Source organism: Streptomyces sp. NPDC001714, from assembly GCF_042892755.1.
In the GTDB taxonomy this organism is placed as follows: domain Bacteria; phylum Actinomycetota; class Actinomycetes; order Streptomycetales; family Streptomycetaceae; genus Streptomyces.
The window spans coordinates 192,927-209,381 of sequence record NZ_JBIAUL010000012.1 but is presented as its reverse complement, the minus strand read 5'-3'; the positions used below and the strand labels follow the sequence as shown (position 1 = coordinate 209,381).

Annotated in this window: 15 protein-coding genes; 6 read left to right on the top strand and 9 right to left on the bottom strand. The window is 69.7% G+C overall.

From position 1 onward, the window contains the following. Positions 1 to 13 precede the first annotated feature (13 nt). Positions 14 to 793, top strand: coding sequence for an IclR family transcriptional regulator (locus ACFY0P_RS29680; protein ID WP_388919614.1), 780 nt, complete (start codon positions 14 to 16; stop codon positions 791 to 793). Positions 794 to 821: 28 nt separating this feature from the next. Here the strand turns inward: ACFY0P_RS29680 and ACFY0P_RS29675 are convergent, their stop codons facing one another. Both ACFY0P_RS29675 and ACFY0P_RS29670 read right to left on the bottom strand, forming a co-directional pair. Then, positions 822 to 1,220, bottom strand: coding sequence for a nuclear transport factor 2 family protein (locus ACFY0P_RS29675; protein WP_388919611.1), 399 nt, complete (start codon positions 1,218 to 1,220; stop codon positions 822 to 824). Positions 1,221 to 1,233: 13 nt separating this feature from the next. After that, positions 1,234 to 2,943 (bottom strand): MFS transporter, encoded by a 1,710-nt coding sequence (locus ACFY0P_RS29670; protein ID WP_388919608.1) that lies wholly within the window; start codon positions 2,941 to 2,943, stop codon positions 1,234 to 1,236. 330 nt (positions 2,944 to 3,273) lie between these two features. Between ACFY0P_RS29670 and ACFY0P_RS29665 the strand changes: the two genes are divergently transcribed. Then, positions 3,274 to 4,020, top strand: a complete 747-nt coding sequence (locus ACFY0P_RS29665) for an SDR family NAD(P)-dependent oxidoreductase (RefSeq protein WP_388919606.1) — start codon at positions 3,274 to 3,276, stop codon at positions 4,018 to 4,020. A 79-nt stretch (positions 4,021 to 4,099) separates the two neighbouring features. Here ACFY0P_RS29665 and ACFY0P_RS29660 read toward each other — a convergent pair whose 3' ends face one another. Both ACFY0P_RS29660 and ACFY0P_RS29655 read right to left on the bottom strand, forming a co-directional pair. Continuing rightward, positions 4,100 to 4,414, bottom strand: a complete 315-nt coding sequence (locus ACFY0P_RS29660) for an MEKHLA domain-containing protein (RefSeq protein WP_388919603.1) — start codon at positions 4,412 to 4,414, stop codon at positions 4,100 to 4,102. Positions 4,415 to 4,462: 48 nt separating this feature from the next. Next, positions 4,463 to 5,176: a GntR family transcriptional regulator gene (locus ACFY0P_RS29655; protein WP_388919600.1), complete on the bottom strand. Its 714-nt coding sequence runs from the start codon at positions 5,174 to 5,176 to the stop codon at positions 4,463 to 4,465. A gap of 163 nt (positions 5,177 to 5,339) precedes the next feature. Between ACFY0P_RS29655 and ACFY0P_RS29650 the strand changes: the two genes are divergently transcribed. The 4 genes from ACFY0P_RS29650 to ACFY0P_RS29635 are packed head-to-tail and all read left to right on the top strand — an operon-like array spanning position 5,340 to position 9,399. Beyond that, positions 5,340 to 6,695 carry an MFS transporter gene (locus tag ACFY0P_RS29650; protein WP_388919597.1) on the top strand — a complete coding sequence of 452 codons (1,356 nt, stop codon included), beginning with the start codon at positions 5,340 to 5,342 and terminating at the stop codon, positions 6,693 to 6,695. 16 nt (positions 6,696 to 6,711) lie between these two features. Beyond that, the gene (locus ACFY0P_RS29645) at positions 6,712 to 7,605 is read left to right on the top strand and encodes a transketolase (protein WP_388919595.1); all 894 of its coding nucleotides are present in this window, start codon (positions 6,712 to 6,714) and stop codon (positions 7,603 to 7,605) included. Continuing rightward, positions 7,602 to 8,594: a transketolase family protein gene (locus ACFY0P_RS29640; RefSeq protein WP_388919592.1), complete on the top strand. Its 993-nt coding sequence runs from the start codon at positions 7,602 to 7,604 to the stop codon at positions 8,592 to 8,594. The genes ACFY0P_RS29645 and ACFY0P_RS29640 overlap by 4 nt, the downstream gene beginning before the upstream one ends. Before the next feature lie 37 nt (positions 8,595 to 8,631). Next, positions 8,632 to 9,399 (top strand): SDR family NAD(P)-dependent oxidoreductase, encoded by a 768-nt coding sequence (locus ACFY0P_RS29635; RefSeq protein ID WP_388919589.1) that lies wholly within the window; start codon positions 8,632 to 8,634, stop codon positions 9,397 to 9,399. 157 nt (positions 9,400 to 9,556) lie between these two features. Here ACFY0P_RS29635 and ACFY0P_RS29630 read toward each other — a convergent pair whose 3' ends face one another. The 5 genes from ACFY0P_RS29630 to ACFY0P_RS29610 all read right to left on the bottom strand — a co-directional run bounded on the left by ACFY0P_RS29630 (position 9,557) and on the right by ACFY0P_RS29610 (position 16,437). After that, positions 9,557 to 10,972: a glycoside hydrolase family 5 protein gene (locus ACFY0P_RS29630; RefSeq protein ID WP_388919586.1), complete on the bottom strand. Its 1,416-nt coding sequence runs from the start codon at positions 10,970 to 10,972 to the stop codon at positions 9,557 to 9,559. Between the two features lie 83 nt (positions 10,973 to 11,055). Continuing rightward, positions 11,056 to 13,173, bottom strand: a complete 2,118-nt coding sequence (locus ACFY0P_RS29625; RefSeq protein WP_388919583.1) for a beta-galactosidase — start codon at positions 13,171 to 13,173, stop codon at positions 11,056 to 11,058. 125 nt (positions 13,174 to 13,298) lie between these two features. Continuing rightward, complete coding sequence (locus ACFY0P_RS29620; RefSeq protein WP_388919580.1) at positions 13,299 to 14,039, bottom strand: carbohydrate ABC transporter permease; 741 nt, start codon at positions 14,037 to 14,039, stop codon at positions 13,299 to 13,301. Between the two features lie 158 nt (positions 14,040 to 14,197). After that, positions 14,198 to 15,103, bottom strand: a complete 906-nt coding sequence (locus tag ACFY0P_RS29615; protein ID WP_388919577.1) for a carbohydrate ABC transporter permease — start codon at positions 15,101 to 15,103, stop codon at positions 14,198 to 14,200. Beyond that, a complete protein-coding gene (locus ACFY0P_RS29610; RefSeq protein ID WP_388919574.1) occupies positions 15,103 to 16,437 on the bottom strand; it encodes an ABC transporter substrate-binding protein in 1,335 nt (444 codons plus the stop codon). The genes ACFY0P_RS29615 and ACFY0P_RS29610 overlap by 1 nt, the downstream gene beginning before the upstream one ends. Positions 16,438 to 16,455 lie beyond the last annotated feature (18 nt).

The following is a 16,455-nucleotide window of genomic DNA, read 5'->3' as shown; positions in this document are numbered from 1 at the left end:
AGAGGAGAGGCCCATGCCTCGCGCCAACGAACCCGGACGGTCAGTCAGCTCCCGGCTGTGGGACCTGCTGTTCGCCTTCGACCCCAACAACACCGAACTGAGCCTGGCCGACCTGGTCCGGCGCACGGGCATGCCGCACGCCACCGCCAGACGCCTCACACTCGAACTCGTCGAGGTCGGCGCGCTGGAACGCACCGGCGACAACCGGTTCGCGATCGGCCTTCCGCTGTGGCGACTGGGGACCCTGGCGCCACGCGCCGAGACCCTCCGCAGCGCCGCGCAGCCGTTCGTGGAGGACCTGTACACAGCGCTGCGCCAGCATGTGCAGCTAGCCGTCCTCCAGGGTGACCAGGCCGTGATCATCGAACGGCTGTCGGCGGTCAACGCCGTGGGCCTGACCTCACAGGTCGGCGGCCTGCTGCCGCTGCACTGCTCGGGCGTCGGCAAGGTGCTGCTGAGCCACAGCAGTCCCGCCTTCATCGACGAGGTGCTGGCGGGAAGGCTGCAGCGCTTCACGTCCAGGACGATCGTCGACCCCGCGGAACTCCGCCGCGAACTGGCGTCCTGCCGGTCGACCGGCACGGTCGTCGTCAAGGAGGAACTGAGCGAGGGCGCCGAGTCGGTCGCGACCCGGATCGTCGACGGCACCGGCAAGGTCGTCGCGGCGCTGTCGGTGGTGGTGGCCGCCGGCTCCATCAAACTCCAGGCGGCGGTTCCCTCGCTGGTCGCGAGCGGTCTGGGGCTGTCCAGGAGCCTCGGCTGGCGGCCGGGCATTCCCATCCGCACCTCATGACCGCCCGCGCTGCGGGGGAGCCGGCGCATCATACCGACGGCTGACGCCGGGAGAGCTGCATATGGCCCAGGCGCCAGCCCCCGTCGGTCGCGAACCACACCCGCGTGGCCACGGCCTGCACGAGGAACGGCGGCAGATCCGGTATGCGCCTGATGCTCATCTTCTGATGACACGTCACCACGGCCCGCCCCGCACGCTCCTGGCACGTCACCTGGCTGGTCTCGGCTCGGAGAGTGGCCCCCATGGACGCGTTGTGGTCCAGGAAGCTCTCGCGGTCGTGGACGTGGCCGACCGGAGCGTGGACGATCACGCAGTCGGGCAGCATCAGCGCGCGCTGCTCCTCGTCGCCCCGGGTGATGGCGACGAGCCACGCCGCCTCCGCCTCGGCGACCGTGGCGGTGCTCGCTGCTGCGTGTGCGGTGGTCATGGTCGGTCTCCTGTCAGTCCTCGAGGGTGTGCGGGTCGTCGTCGAGATGTGTCTCCTGCGGACCGCCGCGCCCGCCCAGCAGAGTCAGTGCCGCGGCCACGAGAGCGGCCACGCCGCCGAGCACGTACGCGTGGGAGTAGCTGTGGCTGAGGGCCTGGAAGGCGACGTCCTTGAGCGGGTTGAAGGGGATGACCCGGCCGTCCGGTGACGTCACGGTGGCCGGCACCGAGTTGGCGCCGAGCGGGCCCGAGGCCACGGCGTGAACGGCCGCCTCCAGTTGCGGTTTCTGGCCCGCCGGCGCATGGGCCGGAGCGGCCTGGAAGGCCGCGTAGGCCTTGCTCAGAGCGGGATTGCCGGCGACTTCGCGGGCCATCTCCTTGGCGGCCTGACCCAGCGCGACAGCGCCCGCGATCGCGGGACCGAAGGCGAACCCGAGGTCCCGGAAGGTGCTCGTGGCACCGCTCGCCATCCCGGCGAGATGGTTGGGCAGCGAGTTGACCGCGACCGCGCTCATGGCGGCGAAGGCGAGTCCCGATCCGACACCGGCGAGGATCAGCGGCCCGACGATGGACGCCAGCGCCCGGTCGCTCGCCGGAACGGCGGCGAACCACAGCCCGCCGACCCCGACCAGGCCGAGGCCGGCGAAGAGTACCCACCGGGGGTTGAAGCGCTCGAGCAGCCGGTACGTGAGAGGCAGCAGCACGAGGCCGATGCCTCCGAAGAAGAGGTAGGCGACGGAGCTTTTCAGCGGGCTGAATCCCTGGATGGTGGTGAGGCGGATGCTGGTGGAGTACATGATCGCGAGGAAGCCGAACATGCCGACGACGGTGGCCACCGAGTTCACGGCGAACGCACGGTTCCTGAAGGCGCTCAGAAGAAGGAGCGGTTCGGCCGCGCGTCCCTCCGCGAAGACGAACAGCACGAGGAAGACGCCCGCGGCGATGAACGCGACGACGATCTGCGGGTTTCCCCAGCCGCTCTCGGGGCCCTGGATCACCGCGTACAGCAGAGCGAAGAGCCCGAGCGCGGCGGTGATCTGCCCCGGCCAGTCGAGCGACCGTCCCTCGGGCGAGGCGGAGTTCTGGGCGAGAAGCAGCGAAAGGACCACGCTGACCGCGGCGATGACCAGGACACCGACGTAGGCCCAGCGCCAGTTCCCGGTCCCGTCCCAACCGGTGTGGATCTTGGCGGCGACACCTGCCAGCAGCGGGCCGAGGAAGCCGCCGATCGAGAGCGCGGCGGCCCAGACTGCCACGCCCCGCGCGCGGGTGGCGGTGGTGTGGGTGCCGGCCGCCACCATGGCGAGGCTCGTCGGGAAGATGGCCGCGGCTCCGATGCCGCTGAGGACCTGGGCGGTGATCAGCAGCGTCACCCGGGTGTCGGCCGAGGACCCTTCGCCCGGTACCAGGACCGCGAGAGCCGAGCCCGCGACGATGAGGGCGGCGCCCCCGATGAGCAGGCGCTTGCGGCCGAAGAGGTCACCGAACACTCCGAAGCCCAGTTCCAGCGCGGCGACGGGAATGAAGAAGGCGTCGACGATCCACGTCAGCTGCGCCGAGGACGGCGTGAGATCCTGCTGGATCAGCCCGGTGATGAGTGAGGGCACGGAAAGGGCCATCTGCGCGAGGCACACGGCGAGCACCACCGCGGCGAGCGTGCCCGAACTCAGGGTGTATCTGTCACCCTCTCCCCGTGTCGCACGGGGCGAATCGGTCTGAACCATGGACGACTCCTTGCGCGCCAAGCGCTGCTGACGGAACCGGCGTTCGCCGCCGGACCCTGCTGTGGATGTTTCTTCGCGGCCGTCCCGGCAGCCTCGCTGCCGCACCGCCCCAGGGCCGTCGCGCGGCTCCGATGCGCGGCTCTTCGACCCGACCTGATGCAGGACGCTCGGCGTGGTCACGGACCAGCGAGCAGCGACAAGGTAGGAAGTGACGCCCGTCACGCTCAATGGACATGTTCATTGGACGGACAAGCCGCTCCTGTCGGCGGTCTCACCGCGCACGATCCACAAGTGACGGCCCGTGCGGGCCGAAGCGAGGAGTGATGAGCCATGGCGGGGAGACTGGCGGGGCGGACGGCGGTCGTGACCGGGGGCAGCGCCGGCATCGGGCAGGAGATCGCCCGCCGGCTGGCGTCGGAGGGCGCGGACATCGCGGTCGCGGATCTCGAACCGGCGGAAGAGACGCGGGAACTCGTCGCGGCGACCGGTCGGCGGTTCCTCGGTGGCAAGGTCGACGTGTCCGACGAGGGGGCGGTCCAGGAGTTCTCCGCGCGGGTCCGCGCCGAGCTCGGCCGCGCCGACATCCTGGTGAACAACGCGGCCGTCGTCCTGCTCGCGGACATCGACCGTGTGACCTACGACGACTGGCGCCGCACCTTCGCCGTCAACGTGGACGGCCCCTTCCTGGTCTCCAGGGCGTTCCTGCCGCAGCTGAGGGAGTCCGGGGCGGGGCGGATCGTCAACATCACGTCGTCCAGTTACTGGACCCCGCCGCCACCCTTCGTCTCCTACGTCGCGGCCAAGGGCGCGCTGAACGGACTCACCTCGGTCCTGGCCGCCAACCTCGCCGCCCACGGCATCACCGTCAACGGCGTCGCGGCGGGCCTGGTCCGTACGGCCGCGGCCGTGGCCCACACGGACGAGGCCTTCTTCGAGCACACCGTGCGGGGCCAGGACATCAAGCGCGTCCAGCTGCCCGCCGACGTCTCGGGCGTCGTGGCGTTCCTCGCCTCCGACGACGCCGCGTTCATCACGGGGCAGCTGGTCGTCGCGGACGGCGGCAGCACACGCCGCTAGGACGGGGACGCGCTCAAGGTGGATGCCTCGCGGTCGCAGACGCCCGCGCCGCAGGGGGCGGGGTGGCAGTCGGGCGGTGTCAAATCTCTGTCCGTGCCTGTGCCGCCTCCGTCCACGACCGGAACACGGCGGCTTCACCACGGTGGGTGCCGTCGGCGTCCACCAGGTTCCACATGGTGACGTCCTCGAACCAGAATCTCCGGCCGGACCTGGCGATCCCGAGACCTCGGTAGCCGGACGCACAGCAGTGTTCCGTCACCGATCGCACGAACTTCTCCCTGTGGTGCTGGCCTTCCGTCGCCGCGGACAGCCGGGACGGGAGCCGCACGAACTCCGTCCAGGAGTATGCGAAGCACTGTTGGGCGTTGCGATCGCACACATCCGCCACCTGCATCAGGGCCCGGCCCCGCACCGACGGCCCCGGGGGGCCGTACCGGTGCGATCAGGCGGTCTCGCGCCCGCCCTCGGTCTCTATGCCCAACTGCGCGATCGCCGACGTCATGTGCGCGTGCAGGATCTCCTGGGCCGTCGCGGCGTCTCCGCGGGCGATCGCGTCGGCGATGGGCTCATGGGCCGACGCGGACATGGCCGATTCGCGGCGTTCGCCGGCTGCACTCATGATCACCACGCGCATGGGTCCCTCGAGCTGCCGCCATGTCTTCAGCAGCACCGAGTTGCCGGACAGCTCGCACAGCAGGAGATGGAAGCCGAGGTCGGCCTCGACCTTTGCCGCCAGATCCGCGCCCGACGCGAAGGCGTCCTGGAGCTTCTTCAGCGCTCGGCGCAGCGCGTCGGACGCTTCCTTCCTGCGCGGTGAGGCGATGATCTGCGCCAGCGCCAGGCCCTCCAGCGCTTCCCTGACCTGGAAGAGTTCCCGGACCTCGGTCGGCGTGAGCTGGGAGACCCGCAGCATGCCGCGTGCGCCGGGCGTGACGAGCCCCTCCTGCTGGAGGTGGCGGAGTGCCTCCCGCACCGTGCCGCGGCTCACCGACAGGTGCTCGGCGATCTCCACCTCGCCGAGGTGGTCGCCGGGGCGGTACTGGCCGGTGATGATGGCCGTCCGCAGCGCCACGAGCGCGCGCTCCCGGAGGGTGGTCGAGCGGGTGAGACTGGACAGCGCCTGACCGGACACGGTCGAACCCTCCTTGAAGTCCACGAGTGATCAGAATAGCTCCAATCGGTGTTGTCTGTTGACAGTCGGCATTTCCTGGCCGATCTCGGCCGCCAGGGTTGACAGCTCTCGCCGTCGGACCCAGCATCGACTCTCGACTGTTAACAGTCGACAGACAACAGTTTGCCTACGGTCAAGGAGGACCGGTATGGCTGAGTCCAAAGCGCCGGAGTCGCCACAGGGGTCGCCCGAGCGGCTGCGGGTCGCCGTGGGGTGCGGAGTCGGCGCGACGATCGAGACGTACGACTTCATCGGCTTCGGAACCGCGGCGGCGCTCTACTTCGGCGATGTCTTCTTTCCCGACTCGGACCCGCTGTCCGCCACACTGTTGTCGTTCGCGACCCTGGGCATCGGCTTCGCCGCCCGGCCGCTGGGCGGCATCGTGGCCGGTCATCTCGGCGACCGCGTCGGCCGCAAGCCCGTGCTGGTCGGATCCCTGCTGCTGATGGGCATCGCGACCGTACTGATCGGATGCCTGCCCACCTATCAGATGGTCGGTATCTGGGCGCCGATCCTGCTGGTCGTCGTCCGGGTGATCCAGGGCCTCGCCTTCGGCGCCGAGTGGGGCGGGGCCATCCTTATGACCTTCGAACACGCCCCGTGGCGCCGACGGGGCCTGTACACCGGGATCACCCAGGCGGGCTTCCCGGTCGGGCTGCTGCTCGCCAACCTCGCCTTCCTGTTCAGCCGGCACACCCTGGACGACGCCTGGGCCTGGCGCGTGCCGTTCCTGCTCAGCGCCGTGCTGATCGCGGTCGGCATCTTCATCCGCCTGAAGATCGACGAGTCACCCGAGTTCGAAGCGCTCAAGGAGTCCGGCGAGGTCGTCAAGAACCCTCTGCTCGACGTCGTACGCGAGGACTGGCGCAACGTCCTGAGGGCCTTCTGCCTGCGCATCGCGGAGACCGCGGGCTACGCCGTCTCCGTCACCTTCGTGCTGTCCTACCTCGACGACGGCGACGCTCCCGACGTCACCAGCACCACCACCCTCACCGCCCTGGTCACCGCGGCCGCGCTCGGCATCGCGGCCACCGTGCTCTGGGGCCGTCTGTCGGACCGGATCGGCCGTCGTCCCGTCTACCTCGTGGGCTGCGCGGTCAGTGTGCTCTGGGGTTTCCCGCTCTTCCTGCTCGTCAACACGGAGACCGCCGTATTCGTCCTGGTCGCCTTCGTGATCAGCTACGCCCTCTGCCAGAACTGCCTCGCCGGTGTCCAAGGGGCCTGGTTCTGCGAGCTGTTCGACACCAGGACCCGCACCGCCGGAACCTCCCTGGCCTACCAACTCTCCGCCGTCGTCTCCGGGTTCACACCCTTGATCGCCACCGCCCTCTACTCCGTCACCGGATGGGTGGGGCCTGCCGCCCTCTTCAGCTGCTACGGGCTCCTGGGACTCCTGGCGGCCTGGAAGACGCGCGAGACCTGGGGGGCCGAGGAGCGCCGGACGGCCGACCGTGCCCTGACCGCGCCCGCGACGGCGGGGCCCGCTCTCCCTGCCGCTCACTGAAAGAAAGAGGACCATCGTGATCTCCACTGAGGCACCCGAAACGAGGGCGCCGTCCACCGGACGCGTGCAAGCGCTGCGCGACTCCGCCCACCGCATCCGCGGGTATGCGCTGGACATGGGGGAGACCCAGGGCCAGGGCTACATCGGACAGGCGCTGGGCGTGGCCGACGTCCTGGCCGTCGTCTACAAGGACGTCCTCAACTTCCGTGCGGGGGAGCCGGACTGGCCGCAGCGCGACAGGTTCCTGCTGTCGATCGGCCACTATGCGATCGCCCTGTACGCCGCGCTCGCGGAGGCCGGTGTGCTGGACGTCCGGGAACTGGCCACCTACGGAAGCGACGACTCACGCCTGCCCATGTCCGGCATGGCCTCCTACACCCCCGGCATGGAGATCTCCGGCGGCTCCCTCGGCCACGGCCTGGGCATCGCCACCGGCATGGCCCTCGGCCTGCGCCACCAGGGCAGCACCGCACGCGTCTACAACCTGCTCTCCGACGGCGAACTGGACGAGGGCTCCACCTGGGAAGCCGCCCTGGCCTGCGCCCACCACGGCCTGGACAACGTCACGGCCATCGTCGACGTCAACGCACTCCAGGCGGACGGCCCCACCGAGGGCGTGCTGCGCACCGAGCCGGTCACGGCCAAGTGGGAGGCGTTCGGCTGGCACGCCGTCCGGGTGGACGGCAACGACGTCGAGGCGCTCGTCGGAGCCTTCGACAGCCTGCGCGAGCACCGTGGTTCACCTGCCGTGGTCATCTGCGACACCCGGATCGGATGCGGCGTCCCGATGCTGGAGAACCGGGAAAAGGCGCACTTCATGCGGGTCGAGGAACACGAATGGCAGATCGCCCGCGACCAGTTGGCGCAGCACCACCACACGGCCACCCGGAAAGAGGGAACCGCTCGATGAACACCCAGGCCCCCCAGCGCCGACTCACCACCTCCGCGATGATCGCTTCCATAGCCGAAGAGGGACAGCGCACCACCAAGGCCCCCTTCGGTCACGCCCTGGCACGGCTCGCCGACGAACGCCCGGACGTGGTCGGCCTCTCGGCGGACTTGGCCAAGTACACCGACATGCATGTCTTCCGGGAGGCCCACCCGGAACGCTTCTTCCAGATGGGCATGGCGGAGCAGGTGATGCTGGGCACGGCCGCCGGGCTGGCCGAGGTGGGCCTGACCCCGTTCGCCTCCACCTACTCCGTCTTCGCCAGCCGCCGCGCCTACGACTTCCTGTGCCTCGACATCGCCGAGCCGCAGCTGGGCGTCAACATCGTCGGCGCTCTGCCCGGCCTCACCACCGGCTACGGGCCCAGCCACCAGGCCACCGAGGACCTCGCCATCCTGCGCGGCATGCCCGGACTGACGATCGTGGACCCCGCGGACTCCGTCGACATAGAACAGGCCGTTCCGGCGCTGGCCGCTCACCCGGGCCCCACCTACATGAGGCTGCTGCGCGGGGCCGTGCCCACGGTGCTCGACGAGTACGACTACCGGTTCGAAGTCGGCAGGGCGGCCCAGCTGCGCACCGGCCGCGACGTGCTGTTCATCTCGACCGGCCTGATGACGGTCCGTGCCCTGAGCGCCGCCGAGGAACTCGCGGCCGACCACGTCGACGTCGCCGTCCTCCACATACCGACGATCAAGCCCTTCGACCGCGAGACGGTGGTGCGGGAGGCGGCCAGGGGGCGCCTCGTGGTGACGCTCGAGAACCACAGTGTCGTCGGAGGTCTCGCCGAGTCCGTGGCGTCCTGCCTGGCCTTCGCCCGGCAGACGGCGCACATCGTCCCGATCGCGCTGCCGGACGAGTTCCTCGCCGCGGGTGCGCTGCCCACACTCCACGACCGCTACGGGCTCTCCGTCGAGGCGATCAAGGAGCGCGTACGCCGTGCGCTCTGAACCCCGTTCCCCTTCCTTCCGTCTTCAGGAGAACCGCATGCCCACTGATCGCACCCCTCGCACGGCCGTCATCACCGGTGCCGGCTCCCGTCGCGGCATCGGACGCGCCACCGCTCACGCGCTCGCCGCGTCCGGCTACCACATCGCCGTACTCGACCTGGACAAGGAGGCCGCCGAGGAGACCGCCCGGGAGGTCGGCGGCCGGCACCGGGTGGAAGCCCTGGGGCTGGCGGCGGACGTCTGCGACGCCGACGCGGTCGATGCCGCGCTGGCGCAGACGGAGGCGGCGTTGCCGCCCGTCGGTGTCCTGGTGAACAACGCGGGGATCACCTCCCCGACCCGCTTCCTCGACGTGACGTCCACGGAGTGGGACAGGATCTTCGACGTAAACGTTCGAGGCGGCTTCCTGGTCACGCACCGCGTGGCGTCGGGGATGGCCGAACGGGGCTTCGGCCGGATCGTGTTCCTGTCGTCCGTCTCGGCCGAACGCGGCGGCGGGGTGTTCGGGGGAGTGGCGTACTCGGCGGCCAAGGCGGCGCTGCTGGGCTTCGCCCGCTCGCTCGCCCGCGAACTGGGTCCTTCCGGTGTGACCGTGAACTCCGTGGCGCCGGGCCTGATCGACACCGACATCACGCAGGGCAAGCTGGACGAGGAACGCAGGACGGCCATGATCGCGGACGTTCCGGTCCGCCGGATCGGGAGCGTCGAGGACGTGGCCGACGTGATCGCCTTTCTGGCGCGGCCCGAGTCGGGCTATCTCACCGGCGCGACCTATGACGTCAACGGCGGGTCCCACATCCACTGACGAGGCCGGGGCGGAACGGGCGAACGAAGGGCCCGGGCGCGACGACGGCCGGGCGAGCAGGGGGTCTCGGCTCATCCGGGCGGCGGTCGCCCTGAGCTGAGGACCTTTCTGGGGCGCGGGGCTCGGAAGGAGGCGCGCGCCGGGTCGGGCCCGTGCCTCATCCGCCGGCGAGCAGGTCCAGGAGCCGGTCGCGCTGTGCGCACTGTTCCAGCGCGAAGGAGTCGGCCAGGGCGAGGACGTCGTCGTCGCCGAGGCCCCGGAAGAGTTCGGCGTACTCCTGGACCAGCGGCTGGCCCAGCAGGATGTGCCGCAGGAGGACGTCCAGCCACTGACGGGTGCTGAACGGCTTGCCGGAGAATCCCGGGAACTCGGTGGTGATGAGCTGTTCGAGCGGCTTGGCCAGCTCGCGGATCTCGCCGTCCGGGGAACTCCAGGCCTCTGCACCCAGGCGGTGCTTCTTCGCCATGAACTCGGCGAAGTGCCGGTGGTAGGCACTGCCGGGCGCGATGTGGACGAGTCCTTGCAGGCCGACGTCCTTGTAGGTCCAGACGGACCAGCTCGCCTCGTGGCGTCGGTATATCTCCAGCTGGTCGGCGAGCAGCCGGGCACTCTGCTCGTCGCGCGCCGGGTCTCCGGTGTACACAGGCCCGAACTCACCGACCCAGACCGGGGTGTTGGTCTTGCGCATATAGGCGGTGCGGCGCAGGAAGGCTTCTTCGACCTGTTCCTTGTCGATCCAGGTGCCGTCCGTGTCTCCGGGATAGCCGCCGCTGCGGGCGAAGCCGGCGCGGGCGTAGTCGTGGCAGGTGTAGACGGCGTTCTCGATGGGCTCGCCGAAGCCGGCGAAGTCGGTTGAGTACTGGTTGCCGTCGAGGAAGAGGATGTGACGCGGGTCGATCGCGCGGATCGCGCCCGCGAGGCGGTCGTAGAAGGCGGGCAGCACCTGTCCGGAGTCGTCGGCGGGCTCGTTGACCGGGTTGTAGCCCGCCACCCACGGGTTGTCCTTGTAGCGGTCGGCGATGACCTCCCACAGGCGCACCACCCGGTCCTGGAAGTGCGGGTGGGCCCAGAAGAGCGCGAGGTGCGTGGGGTTGTCGGAGTGCCACTGGTGGTTCTGGTAGCCGGGCAGGGAGTGCAGGTCGATGATCGTGTAGATGCCGTGCCGCGCGCACAGGTCCACCACACGGTCGAGCTGGGCGAAGCCCTCCTCCCGGATCTCGAAGGGACGGGCGTCGTCCTCGAAGTGGCGGTAGTTCACCGGCAGGCGGAGGCAGTTGACGCCTTTGCCGGCGAGCAGTGCAGCGTCGGCCTCGTCGAAGAAGACGGTCAGGAACCGGTCGAAGAAGAGTCCGTAACGGCGTTCCCCGAGCACCTCCCGCACCGCGGACCGCGTCGCGGCCTCGTTGCCCGGAAACCCGGTGATGAAGTTCTCCATGTTCATCCAGCCGCCGAGTCCCGCGCCACGGAGGCGCACCGGGGTGCCGTCGGAGGTCTCGATCCGGGTGCCGGACACTCCGAGCAGCGGGCTCGCGACCGTGCCGGAGGAACGCGTGAAAGGGGGTGGGGTGGCCATACGGGCGGGGCCCTTCGCGGTTGAGGACGGGCGGAGTTCGTGGCGATCGGCGGATGAGGCGACGTGGGTACGAAGTCGTCTCCTCAGGCTGAGGCGGCTTCGTCGTCGGCGGTGACGAGGACGCGTACGTCCCAGGCGCCCAGGTGCAGTGCCGTGCCGGCGGGTGCCGACCTGCCGTCCAGCACGTTGGACAGCGCCACGGGTACGGTGACGTCAGTGGGGTCCCAGCTCCAGTTGTGCACGACGTGGACACGGCGTCCGTCCGGGGAGGTGCCGGTGGCGGCGGTGACCGAGGCAGGGAGGTCCCGCCAGCCGCTGCGCGGGGTGGGCGCCAGCCACTTGGCCAGCGCCCGGGCGAGATCGTCGCCGGGAACCGTGCCGACGCAGGTGACCCGGCCCGCGCCGTGGCGACGGGTCGTGACGGCGGCCCAGCGGCCGAAGTGCGGGTGGTCGTATGCGGCGAGGACCTCGGCGTCCAGGACGGTGAGTCCGTCGATCCAGCGGGTGGCCGTGGCCCGTTCCGGCACCTGCAGTGGGCTGCCCGGCGCCGCGCGCAGCGGGATGTCGGAGGTCAGGTTGCTGAATTCCTCGTAGCTCGCGCCGGCGGCAGCGACGAGCCGCCCGGGTGCCGGCTCCTGGCGGGCCCGGGCCTCGTGGTCGGCGTAGCCGGTTCGTGGTCCGAGTACCAGGTGGCCGCCCGCGTGCGCGTACGCGGCCAGCCAGTCCAGCGTGGTGTCGGCGGCCAGGTACAGGGCCGGGACGACGAGGACGGGGTGGCGGCGCGCTGCTTCCTCGGGGCTCGGGCCGGTGCGTTCACCGCTCGGGTCGTGGAGCTGGCGCGCGTGCACGATGCGGACCTGGCGGCCCTCCTGGAAGGCACCCCGGTAGAAGGGGTCCAAGATGCCGTGGTAGGCGTTCGGGTCGGGCCCGCCGTCGCTGCCCAGTGGCGGGTACTTCTGCATCAGCCACTTGCTCGGGGTCGAGTAGACCATGGTGAGGTCCGCGTCCGGTTCGAGGCCGGCGACCAGGGGGCCCGCGATCTCGAACTCGGATCCCAGGCGGGCCAGTTCGTCGTGGAGCCGACCGGCTCTGCCGCTGTGCGGGAGGATGCCGCCCACGTAGGTCTCGGCGCCGAAGTGCAGGGTGTGCCAGTGCCAGTACTCGATCATCCGGGCCCCGCGCGTGACCAGCGCCCACGCGGCCTGACGCCACTGGCCGTCGTAGGCGGGACGGTTGTCCCAGGTCGGGCCGATGGTGCCGGCGTTGGTCTCGGTGACCAGGAACGGGGCCTGGCGGGAGGCGTACATCCAGTCCCCGAGCTGGGAGACCGACCAGGCCCGCGCGCTGTGCGACAGGGCGTCCTGCATCCCGTAGTAGGGGTTGCCTGCGGCGATGTCCAGTGCCTCGTTCAGCTGGTGGTCCTCCACCCCGGGGCGGGGATAGGAGAGGCACGTGGTGACGAACTGCTCGGGCAGGGCGTACTCGCGTACGATGCCGGCCTGCCAGGCGACGAACTCGGTGGTCAGGGCGGCCTGGAAGTCCCGCCAGGCGACGTCGTACTGCGGCTGGCTGTTGCCGTCCGGTGTCCACAGGTCGGCCCACGTGGTCAGGCGGTGCGACCAGTAGACCAGGCCCCATTCGCGGTTGAGGGTCTCCACGTCGCCGTACCTGTGGCGCAGGTGGTCGGTGAAGCGCTGGAAGACGCCGTGGTTGTGGAAGAGCTCCAGGCCGGGCTCGTTGTCCACCTGGAAGCCGATCACGGCCGGGTGGCGGGCGTAGCGGGCGAGGATCCGGCGGATCACCCGCTCGGCGTGGAAGCGGAAGGCGGGGTGGGTGTAGTCGACCTCCTGGCGGGCGCCCCAGGGGATGCGCTCGCCGGTGCGCCGCTCACCCGCGATTTCCGGGTACTGCCGCGCCAGCCACGGCGGAACCGCGTACGTCGGGGTGCCCAGGATGACGGAGATGCCGCGTTCGTGGGCGCCGTCGAGGACCGGCTGGAGCCAGTCGAGGTCGAAGGCGTTGTTCTCCGGTTCCCAGGTCGACCAGACGGACTCACCGACCCGGATGACGGTGAAGTGCGCTTCGGCCATCAGGTCGAGGTCGCTCTTGAGCTGCTCCTCGGCCGATGCGGTGCCGTAGGGGGGTCGGTACTCGTGGTAGTACGCGGTGCCGAAAAGGACGCGGGCGGGCAGGACCGCCATGGAACGAACCTCCTGGGGACAGGCAGAGTTGACGATGCATGACTGCTTGACGGCCCCTTCGCCGACAGGCGGACCCCGGCAGGGCAGGCGATCGGCAGTGGCGAGCCGGTCGGCGGGAGCCGGGGTCACTTGAGTGCTCCCGCCGACAGTCCGCTGATGATGTGGCGCTGCGCGATCGCGTAGAAGACGACGATCGGGAGCACCGCGATGAGGGAGGCGGCCAGCAGGATCTGCTGTTGCGGGGACTCCGCCGAGACGAAGTTGGTGAGCCCGCGTTGCACCGGCATCAGCGAGCTGTCGTTGAACAGCACCAGGCCCATGAGGTACTCGTTCCACACCTGCATGGCCTGGATGACGGCCACCGCGACCAGGCCGGGCTTGGCGAGGGGGAGGATGATCCGCCAGAAGGTGCCGAGCAGGGAGGCGCCGTCGATGGCGGCGGCCTCCTCCAGTTCCCTGGGCTGACCGGCGAAGAAGCCGCGCATGATCAGGATGGAGATCGGCAGCCCGCCGGCGATGAGGACGAGGATGTAGCCGATGCGGGTGTTGGCCAGGCCCAGCGTGATCATCAGCTTGTACTGGGCGATGAACGAGGCCGGCAGCGGGATGATCATGATGATGAGGATGGCGGCCACGACGACGCCTCGGCCGGGGAACTCGATGCGTGCCAGCGCGTACCCGGCCAGGCTCGAGATGATCAGGATGCCGAGGACCGCGGCCGCCGTGTAGAGGAGACTGTTGGGCAGGTACTGGCTGAAACCGCCCTCGTTCCACGCGGTCGCGAAGTTGCCCCACTCGAAGGGGTGCGGGACGGGGTCGGTTCCCTTGTACAGCTGCTTGGCGCTCTGCAGGGATCCGCTCAGCATCCACAGCACCGGCAACAGTGCTTCCAGCGCCCCTGCGATCAGCAGGGCGTACAGCGCGACCCGCGGGCCGCGCTGTCGGATTCGGCGTTGTCGAGCGCCCCGCGTCGGCGCCGTTGCCGCCTTAGCCCTCGGTGCCGCATCGAGAAGCGTGTTCACCCTCAATTGCCCTTCTGCGCGGGGGAGTCCGTGCTTCCGCCGAGCCTGCGGGAGACCCACAGCTGGACGCAGGCGAGGACGACCAGGCATACCCCGAAGATGACCGACATCGCGGCGGCGGGGCCGTACTCGTTGTACTGGAAGGCCTGTTGGTAGATGTGCAGGGTGGGTACCTCGGTGTGCCCGGCGGGGCCGCCGTTGGTCAGCACCTGCACCGTGCCGAAGATCTGCAGGCCGCTCAGCAGGGTCAGCACGCTGACGATGCCGGTGACATGGGACATCCCGGGCCAGGTGATGTGACGGAACTGGGCCCAGCCCCGTGCTCCGTCTAGCGACGCGGCCTCGTACAGCTCCTTGGGCACGTCCTGTCGGCCGGCGAGGAAGAGGATGAAGCCGAATCCCCAGTGGTACCAGGTGAACACGACGGCCACTGCGATCAGGGCCGTCTTGGGGTCGCCCAGCCAGTTGTGCTGGAGACCGCCGAGGCCGAGGGTCTTCAGCGTCTGGTTGACGATTCCGATGTTCGGGTCGAGGAACCAGGAGAACATCACGCCCACCACCACGGTGGAGAACACCCCGGGCAGGTAGTAGACGGTGCGGAAGAACGCCGATCCGCGGCGGGCGCGGTGCACGGCCAGGGCCATGACCATCGACACCGCGTTGGCGACGAGCAGCCCTACGGCGCCGAAGACGACGGCGTTCTTCATCGAGCCCCAGAACCCGGTGTCGTGCATCACCTGGCGGTAGTTGGCCAGGCCGACGAACGGCGTGTCCAGGCTCACCCCGTCCCAGGACTGGAAGCTCAGCAGGATGCCCTGCACGAACGGGACCACCGTGAACACGGCGATCATGGCCAGAGCCGGCGCCAGGAAGAGGCAGGCGGCCAGCAGCCGAGTGCGGCGCCTCACTACGCGCTCCGCTGCGCCGCGTCGAGGTCACCGAGAACCTGTTCCACCGTGCGCTCCTTGAGCACGATGGCCTGAGCTCCCTTCTGCAGGGCGGTGATGACCTGCTGCCGCATCTGGTTCTGGACGAGCTGGACATCGGAGATCTTCGCGGCGATACCGGCCAGCTGCTGGGGGATGTGCTTGTCGGACACCGCGCGCGCGGAGGGTATGAGCGGCACCTTCTGGGCGAAGACCGTCTGCTGGGCCGGCGCGGTCAGCCACTGGACGAACTTCAGCGCCTTGGCAGCGTTCTTGCTTCTGGGGTTGATCGCGGCGCCCTTGGCGGCACCGGCGACCAGCCGCGGTTCCTGCGTGCCGTCGTCGGCCTTGGGGAGCGGGAAGGAGCGGAAGTCCGTGAAGTCCGGGGCGGTCGCTCGGGCTACACCGACGGCCGAGGTGCCGTCGAAGACGGCCGCGACGCCCTGGGTGTTGAAGAAGGCTTTCTCGACGGTGGGGTTGTCGTTGTTCCCGGAGGGAAGCGAGCCTGTGGCGATGACACCGGCGTCCCGCAGGTCGACCAGGATCTGCAGGCTCTTGCGCCAGCCGTCGCTCTTCCAGCTGGACTTGCCGATGAAGGTGGCGTTCAGCTCGTCGTCGGTGAGGTAGTTGGACGCGTAGCCCTGGACCAGCTGGTTCACCAGGCTGGTCGCGAACCAGAAGGGGCCCTTCCCGGACTTCTTGATCTTCAGCAGTTGGTCGATGAACTCGCTCATGCCGGCCGGCGGCTGGTCCGGGTCCAGACCGGCGGCCTCGAACATCGCGGAGTTGACGAAGATGCCCAGCGCGGGGGCCTCCCAGTGGGCGCTGTAGATGCCCGGCTGCACTCCCTGCGGGTTGTCCGCCGCGAAGGTCGACGTCTTGAGCGTGGTGGGCCGGAAGGTGTCGCCCCAGCCGGACTTCATCCGGTCGGTGAGGTCCATGGCCCAACCGGCCTTGTAGTAGGGCGCCATGGAGAACGAGTCGACCGCCGAGTAGACGTCCGGCATGTCGCGGGACTGGGAGCTCGACTGGAGCTTGGTCAGGAAGTCGGTGGGGCCGACGTCGTCGATCCTGATCTTCACGCCGGTCTGCTTCGTGTACTGCTTGGCCAGCGCTGCCAGCGCCGCGGCCTGGCCGCGGGACTGGTTCATGAACACGATCTCCGAGTCGCCCGATCCCGCCGACCGGCCGGAACCGCAGGCCGCCAGGGAGGTGGTGGCGATGCCGGTACCGATCGCTCCCAGGAGGAAGCCGCGCCGGGACAGAAAGGTGGGGCTGGTCGGCGAAGCCGCCGCCGCACTGTGGTCTCGCCTCATTGCGAGTCCTCCTCCATG

What these genes read in the sequence shown, in the direction of transcription:
- ACFY0P_RS29675 (WP_388919611.1), bottom strand. Translation starts at nt 1,220, where the DNA reads ATGACCACCGCACACGCAGCAGCGAGCACCGCCACGGTCGCCGAGGCG.
- ACFY0P_RS29635 (WP_388919589.1), top strand. Translation starts at nt 8,632, where the DNA reads ATGCCCACTGATCGCACCCCTCGCACGGCCGTCATCACCGGTGCCGGC.
- ACFY0P_RS29665 (WP_388919606.1), top strand. Translation starts at nt 3,274, where the DNA reads ATGGCGGGGAGACTGGCGGGGCGGACGGCGGTCGTGACCGGGGGCAGC.
- ACFY0P_RS29610 (WP_388919574.1), bottom strand. Translation starts at nt 16,437, where the DNA reads ATGAGGCGAGACCACAGTGCGGCGGCGGCTTCGCCGACCAGCCCCACC.
- ACFY0P_RS29660 (WP_388919603.1), bottom strand. Translation starts at nt 4,414, where the DNA reads ATGCAGGTGGCGGATGTGTGCGATCGCAACGCCCAACAGTGCTTCGCA.
- ACFY0P_RS29620 (WP_388919580.1), bottom strand. Translation starts at nt 14,039, where the DNA reads ATGCTGAGCGGATCCCTGCAGAGCGCCAAGCAGCTGTACAAGGGAACC.
- ACFY0P_RS29630 (WP_388919586.1), bottom strand. Translation starts at nt 10,972, where the DNA reads ATGGCCACCCCACCCCCTTTCACGCGTTCCTCCGGCACGGTCGCGAGC.
- ACFY0P_RS29670 (WP_388919608.1), bottom strand. Translation starts at nt 2,943, where the DNA reads ATGGTTCAGACCGATTCGCCCCGTGCGACACGGGGAGAGGGTGACAGA.
- ACFY0P_RS29625 (WP_388919583.1), bottom strand. Translation starts at nt 13,173, where the DNA reads ATGGCGGTCCTGCCCGCCCGCGTCCTTTTCGGCACCGCGTACTACCAC.
- ACFY0P_RS29640 (WP_388919592.1), top strand. Translation starts at nt 7,602, where the DNA reads ATGAACACCCAGGCCCCCCAGCGCCGACTCACCACCTCCGCGATGATC.
- ACFY0P_RS29650 (WP_388919597.1), top strand. Translation starts at nt 5,340, where the DNA reads ATGGCTGAGTCCAAAGCGCCGGAGTCGCCACAGGGGTCGCCCGAGCGG.
- ACFY0P_RS29680 (WP_388919614.1), top strand. Translation starts at nt 14, where the DNA reads ATGCCTCGCGCCAACGAACCCGGACGGTCAGTCAGCTCCCGGCTGTGG.